The sequence below is a fragment of the Flavobacterium sp. PL11 genome (assembly GCF_035985025.1).
Taxonomy (GTDB): Bacteria; Bacteroidota; Bacteroidia; order Flavobacteriales; family Flavobacteriaceae; genus Flavobacterium.
In genome coordinates this window covers 1-6,524 of the sequence record NZ_JAXCIA010000058.1, presented here as the reverse complement: position 1 = coordinate 6,524, position 6,524 = coordinate 1, and the positions used below count along the sequence as shown (strand labels likewise).

Annotated in this window: 7 protein-coding genes; 4 read left to right on the top strand and 3 right to left on the bottom strand. The window is 34.7% G+C overall.

The genetic code is table 11. The features are described from left to right. Positions 1–191 precede the first annotated feature (191 nt). A complete protein-coding gene (locus RCH18_RS15850) occupies positions 192–1,232 on the top strand; it encodes a Fic family protein (protein ID WP_326937750.1) in 1,041 nt (346 codons plus the stop codon). Between the two features lie 156 nt (positions 1,233–1,388). On the opposite strand, the gene RCH18_RS15845 is transcribed toward RCH18_RS15850, so the two are convergent. The 3 genes from RCH18_RS15845 to RCH18_RS15835 all read right to left on the bottom strand — a co-directional run bounded on the left by RCH18_RS15845 (position 1,389) and on the right by RCH18_RS15835 (position 3,065). Further along, positions 1,389–1,712: a transposase gene (locus RCH18_RS15845; RefSeq protein WP_326937751.1), complete on the bottom strand. Its 324-nt coding sequence runs from the start codon at positions 1,710–1,712 to the stop codon at positions 1,389–1,391. A 16-nt stretch (positions 1,713–1,728) separates the two neighbouring features. Further along, on the bottom strand, positions 1,729–2,361 hold the full coding sequence (locus RCH18_RS15840) for a transposase (protein ID WP_326937749.1): 633 nt from the start codon (positions 2,359–2,361) through the stop codon (positions 1,729–1,731). 311 nt (positions 2,362–2,672) lie between these two features. Further along, positions 2,673–3,065, bottom strand: a complete 393-nt coding sequence (locus RCH18_RS15835) for a transposase (protein ID WP_326937748.1) — start codon at positions 3,063–3,065, stop codon at positions 2,673–2,675. 356 nt (positions 3,066–3,421) lie between these two features. On the opposite strand from RCH18_RS15835, the gene RCH18_RS15830 reads away from it, so the two are divergent. The 3 genes from RCH18_RS15830 to RCH18_RS15820 are packed head-to-tail and all read left to right on the top strand — an operon-like array spanning position 3,422 to position 6,164. Further along, positions 3,422–3,742 (top strand): helix-turn-helix domain-containing protein, encoded by a 321-nt coding sequence (locus RCH18_RS15830; protein WP_326937747.1) that lies wholly within the window; start codon positions 3,422–3,424, stop codon positions 3,740–3,742. Further along, entirely contained in the window at positions 3,742–4,656 is a 915-nt protein-coding gene (locus RCH18_RS15825; RefSeq protein ID WP_326937746.1) for a hypothetical protein, read from the top strand. Before RCH18_RS15830 ends, RCH18_RS15825 begins: the two co-directional genes overlap by 1 nt. Further along, positions 4,650–6,164, top strand: a complete 1,515-nt coding sequence (locus RCH18_RS15820) for an Eco57I restriction-modification methylase domain-containing protein (protein ID WP_326937745.1) — start codon at positions 4,650–4,652, stop codon at positions 6,162–6,164. The genes RCH18_RS15825 and RCH18_RS15820 overlap by 7 nt, the downstream gene beginning before the upstream one ends. Positions 6,165–6,524 lie beyond the last annotated feature (360 nt).

Below are 6,524 nucleotides of genomic sequence, written 5' to 3'. Positions count from 1 at the left end.
TTGACGCGATGTTCCGGATATATGTTGCATCTTTAAATGTACAAATTTTCTCGCTTATAAACAAAATTAAATACTATATTTGATGCAAATAAAACGGAGGTTTTTTCACAGACTGACGTTATATGCCATTATTGAATCACAATCGTGTCAATACGAATCATATCGTATTAAAAAATTCATACATTTGCCAAATGGAAAACAATGTATATACTTTTAAAATAGATATCGACTGGAAATTAATAGGCATAATTAGTCAAATTGATCGCTTCGACGCATCTTGGACTTCGATAGAAAAAAAAGAAGGGCAAAGTTTGAAACAGTTAAAAGCAATTGCAACGGTATTGAGTGTCGGAGCTTCAACAAGAATCGAAGGATCAAAACTAACCGATGAAGAAGTAAATATTCTTCTGAAAGAAATAGACATCACCAAACTTGAAGACAGAGATTCTCAGGAAGTTGTCGGTTATTTCGAAACACTTGACACAATTTCAGAATCATTTGCCGATATTGAAATCACAGAAAATAACATAAAAAATCTGCATAACATTTTAATGCGTTTTAGTAAAAAAGACGAATGGCATAAAGGCAACTATAAAAAACATAGCAATGCAGTTGAAGCAAATTATCCTGACGGGACGAAACAAATAATATTTCAAACAACTGAGGCAGGATTTAAAACCGAAGATGCTATGAGAGAATTAATCGAATGGTACAATTTCGACAAAGAAACGCATCCACTGGTAAAATGTGCATTGTTCACTTATGAATTTCTAAGCGTTCATCCCTTTCAAGATGGCAACGGAAGATTAAGCAGATTAATTTCCTCCTTATTGCTTTTAAAAAGCGGATATAACTGGATTCAATACATAAGTTTAGAACATGAGATAGAAAATAGAAAACCTGAATACTATAGAGTTTTACGGAACTGCCAAACGCAACGTCCAAATGAAAACGTTACAGAATGGAGTAGTTTTTTCTTCGATGCCTTAAAAAATATCCAAGAAAAATTATTGCAAAAATTAGAGGTAAAAGGAATTCAAACACAATTATCGCCACGGGACAAATCCATAGTAATCTTTATCGAAAATAATCCTGGTTGTAAATCTAGTGAAATTGCAAAAAAATTAAATATACCAAACCCGACAGTAAAAAGATTATTGACAGAATTAGTTGCAAAAAAGCTAATCGAAAAACATGGAGTAGGCCCGGGAACAAATTACTCGACATTATAACGGCATATAACACACGCTAAAATAAATTGCTGCATTTTCTTAGCCGGAACATTAAATTTACCATGAAAATCTATCTTAGCGGAAAGAACTCTGCTCCCATTTCCGCAACTTCTTTTAGCGCGGGAACGTCAGGCTGTGAATTTACCCCACTTTCGCTTAAATTAACGCAATAACTCCTTTCCTATTCGCACAAAATTCGCTTGTAAGCGAGTCGGTTTTTGGAGATAGAAATAAATGTTTGATAATTTTGAACTCGCATAAGAGCTTAAAAAAGGTCACTTTAATCAAGGCATACCCTTTTGGTGGGTATTTTGCATTCCACTTCTGGATTTTATCAATTAAATCGGGAACGCCCAGAATATTCATCGTGCGTTTGATGTTGTACACTAACATGATCAAACTGTGTTCGCCATTTACTTTTTCGAGTCCCGTTAAATTGGTGTGATTGTAGCCCCATTGGCGTTTGATAGTTCCAAAAATATGCTCATTAATTTATTCAGTCTTTTTTATTGTTTTTTTTGTCTTCATGATTTCCGCTGCGCTCCAATTCCTGTCGTGTGCGGTATAACTGTGGGTTTTCTTGATAGCGTTTATTGTTTTCTTCAACAGCGTCAGCATACTCACTTCGGTCAATCTCTCGTCCCCCTGTTCTACTGGTGCAAAGGTCTTTCATTGGACATTCTTTGCAGTCTAGTGTACGGTATTTCTTAAATTTATAACCGCTGTTCTCTGAGCGTCCCGTTTTTTTATGCCAGCTTCCAGTGGTTTTTAAAGTCTTTCCTTGTGGGCAATTATAGGTGTCGGAGTCGTTATTGTACACAAATTTAGATACAAAATAATCGGGTTGTGTGCCGTTTTCGTTGCTTTTCCCTTGGGTAGGTTGGGCTACAATAGTGGTAATACTACGGTCCTTGCACTGAGTGATTTCGCGTCCGTTGTGGTAGCCTTTGTCTACCAAAGCCGTGTAAGTTTCTACGTTTAGATTTTCTTTAGCTTCGATGGCTATGGCTGCTAGTGCGTTGCGATCATTGCGATTGATAGTGTGAGTAGCAACTACTAAATTATGTTTATTGTCTACCGCTGCCTGGATGTTGTAGCTCACCTCTACCACTACTCCTTGTACTAACAAAGCACGGGCATCTTGGTCGGTGGTACTAATCTGCGGTTCTCCGCTGGCTTTTAGTTTTTCTTCCAGTAATTCATAACGGATTTTGTTTTTCTTTAAACGCGCTATTTTTTCTTGGATTTTAGTAACGGTTACTGAGTTGTCTTTTACATCATTTGTTTCTAATTCTGTGAGATATTCTTGGGTTCTTTCTTCAATTTAAGCCAAGTGTTTGTCAATTTTCTTTTGGTTAAAATTTGCTTTCTTACTGTTGTGTGCTCTACTTTTTGTGCCATCAATGGCGATGGTTTCACCAGCAATCAAGTCGGCATTTTTTAGAAAAGAAACAAAGAGTTTGAAGAGTTTTCTAAGCCCAGCTGGGTTTTGCTTTCTAATCCCGATCGATATCGGGAGGAAATGCTATGATAATTTGGGCAGATATCTTCTAAGAGCCATTGTAATTCAATATTGCGAACGCACTCTTTTTCTAACTTCCTCGAGCTTCTTAGTCCATTTAGGTACCCGTATAAATAGATTTTAAGAAACAACTTAGTAGCAAAACTCGGACGACCTTCGGATTTTATAGTTTGTACCGTAAAACCAAGTGCAGCGAGTGAGATGTGCTCTACAAAAGCATCGATAAATCGAATTGGATTATCTGAGGCGATTTTATCTTCTAAACTGCTTATTTGTAACTGTTGACGCGATGTTCCGGATATATGTTGCATCTCTAAATGTACAAATTTTCTCGCTAATATCCAAAATTAAATACTATATTTGATGCAAATAAAACGGAGGTTTTTTCACAGACTGACGTTACAAGCAAGTGTAGGACGACCGACAGAGCGAACATAAACCGACAGAAAAAACGACCAAAATGCCAACGCTTCGCAAAATTAAAAGAGCTACAATGCAACCGCACAAGCCGACCCAAATTGCAGCACATTTAATTTTGCCCAACCTCACCCAAAGTCCACCCACCGCCCGACAAATGGACAGTTGATTAAAATGTTAATAATTATAGCAGATAAATTTTGGGTAATAAATTTTTACTTGTAAATTTAGACAATAATTGTCAAAGCAAATGATGTCCAAGAAAAATAATACATCTTTCGGAGAATACATACGCCAATTGAGAGAAGAACGCAATTTACCATTGAGAAAGATAGCGGCTGAACTGGACATTGACACTTCAACTCTAAGTAAGATTGAAAAAAATGAAAGAAACGCCAATGAACAAATTATTGAAAAACTATCTGAAATTTTTTCAATTAACAAGGCAGATTTAAAAGTTCGTTATCTAAGTGATAAAATTTCATATCAACTCCTTGATGAAGAAGATGGAATTGAAATCCTTAAGGTAGCAGAACAAAAAATTAAATATCACAAGCAACAACATTCATAATGAACATAGACAAAACATTAAAGGATAACAAAACAGAACTACTTGCATATTTTAGAGATAGAGCAAGTGAGTTTCTTACTGACATAAAACAAAAATTTGCCGAGACGCAAGCCGACAAAAGAGCAAGAGCAATTAACGAGTGCTTGAATGAAACCAAAAACAAACTGATTACGACTATACTTCAGCAAGCAGAAAAGGAAAATTGGACACACCAAGAAAAACTTGAGTGCTTACTGATGATTACTTACTGCAATATTGTGGTAATGATTGAAAGCAGAAATTCAGTTAGACCATACGAATATATGGACTTCTCGAGACGTGTGGGCGAACTTTGGGACCCATTTTGTAAACTTTGCTTTTACTATCCAGTAAATGATGTTTCTCTTTTCATCCCACCTCTATTTTCAGAAGTAAAGAAAAAACTTACCGATGAGATTGTTGATTACATCAACAATCTTAATATTTCTCCCGAAGAAAAGGAAGAACTTAAAAAGTATTACGAAAAAGTGTGGAGTTTAGTAACATCGGGAGAAATTCAATTAGAGCTTGATTTACATTTTATTTCACAAGGACAAAAATATGTTGTTGACTTTAAAAGTGGATTTGGTTCTAACGAGAAAGGAAATACAAACCGCCTTTTACTTGTTGCAAGTATTTACAAAAATCTTTCGGAAAGCTATAAATGCTTATTGTTTGTTAGAGCAGAAGAGAATAACAGCTATTTTAATACGTTAAAAAACTCTGGAATTTGGGATGCGTATTGTGGTAGTGAAGCATACGAAAAAATTAAAGAGTATTCTGGTTACAACTTAAAAAGTTGGATTGATACAAATATGGATTGGGCAAATGATTTTAAACCTGAAACTATTATTCATTTTCAAGAACAAAATCTCTTACAATATTTATTATGGTAATGATAGCAGAAACAAGGAAATATCAGGCATTTTACACCAAATCAACTCCAATAGTTGATTATATGGTTAAAAAACTAAACTTGAAACCAACCGACAAGATTTTTGAACCTTGTGGAGGCGATGGAGTTTTCATTGATGCTATAGTTTCAGACAATGAATATGCAAACATTGACATTTGTGAGCTAAATGACAATGCTTTTGAAACATTAATTAGCAAGTTTTCTTCTTACCCAACCATAAACATTAGACAGTGTGATACTTTGCTTGATAATGATTTGATATTCAATTCAGGTTTTGGTGGAGTGTATGACAAAATTATAGCCAATCCTCCATATGGCGCTTGGCAGGAATTGGAAAAAAGAACAGTTTTAAAGAAAATATACTCTGACCTATACGCTAAAGAAACTTATGCTTTATTTCTATTTCGTTGCATAGAACTTTTAAAAGATGGTGGAATATTGAGTTTCATAATTCCTGATACTTACTTGAACCTTCATATGCACAAGGCTATAAGAAAGCATATTTTGACCAAAACAAAAATTTTAGAACTTGCATTGTTTCCATCTTCGTTTTTTCCAGGTGTCAATTTTGGATATGCAAACCTTTCAATTATTACCCTTCAAAAGACAAATAATCTTAATGACAGTTTGAAGAATGAATTTAAAGTTTTCAATTCGTTTAAAACTGTTGAGCAGTTAGCTAACATAAATGAAAATGAGCTAAAAGTTTTCACTTTCACTCAAAAAGAAATTTTATCAAATCCTGACTATGCATTTCTAATTTCCGATAATGCTGAAATTGCATTAGCAATTAATAATTCAAAGCCTAAAGTGGGTGACATTGCAAATTGCGTTACTGGCTTTTATTCAGGTGACGATAAAACATTTTTACAGGTCAATAGTCCTGATTTAAAAAATGGGAAAAACTATGATTTAGTAGAAGCTAATTCAGTAAATAGAGACTATGAAAACATTCCCCACATCTTAGACGGAATAGAAGGAGAGAAACACTTTTTGCCAATAGTTAAAGGTGGAAATATCAAATTTTTGAAACCTGAAGGTTGGTTTATGAATTGGGGAAAAGAAGCAGTCAACCATTACAAAAAAGACAAAAAATCAAGATTTCAAAATCCTCAATATTATTTCAAATATGGCATTGGTGTTCCTATGATAAGTTCGTCAAGTATTACGGCTTCATTAATTGAAAACAAACTATTTGACCAGTCTATCGTTGGCATTTTTCCTAAAGATAAATCATTGACATTTTATTTATTAGCGTTTTTCAACTCACCGACTTGTAACAAATTAATTAGGACAATTAATCCTTCTGCAAATAATCCAGCCAACTACATAAAAAAAATACCTTTTGTTCTGCCAACAAGCGAACAACTAAAACATATTGACAATACTGTAAGAGAAATAATTGACAGCATCAAAAAGACAGGTAGTTATGAAGGAAAATCAGAAACAGAATTAAACGAAATAATAAAAACAATTTACGGATTTTAACCAACGCATTTGGTGGCACATTTGTATTTTTTTTCCACGCACAGTCCAACCCAAAAAAAAAAAATCCAAAAGAGCCACCAAGCAACCGCATCAAGACAACTCAACTATGGTCAGACAAACCACGACAGAAAGAACACCAGCTTGTAACAGCACCTACAAAAAATTGGCGGCTTTGTGGTTAAATGAAGATTTGTGCTTCGTATCAAGTTTTGTGGTGGCAGACAGTTTTGTGCTCCGAAATCGCCAACTTCTTGTAGCTGCAAACCGTCAGGCTGTGAATTTACCCCACTTTTGCTCAAATTAACGCAATAACTCCTTTTCTATTCGCACAAAATTCGCTTGTAAGCGAGGCGGTTTTGG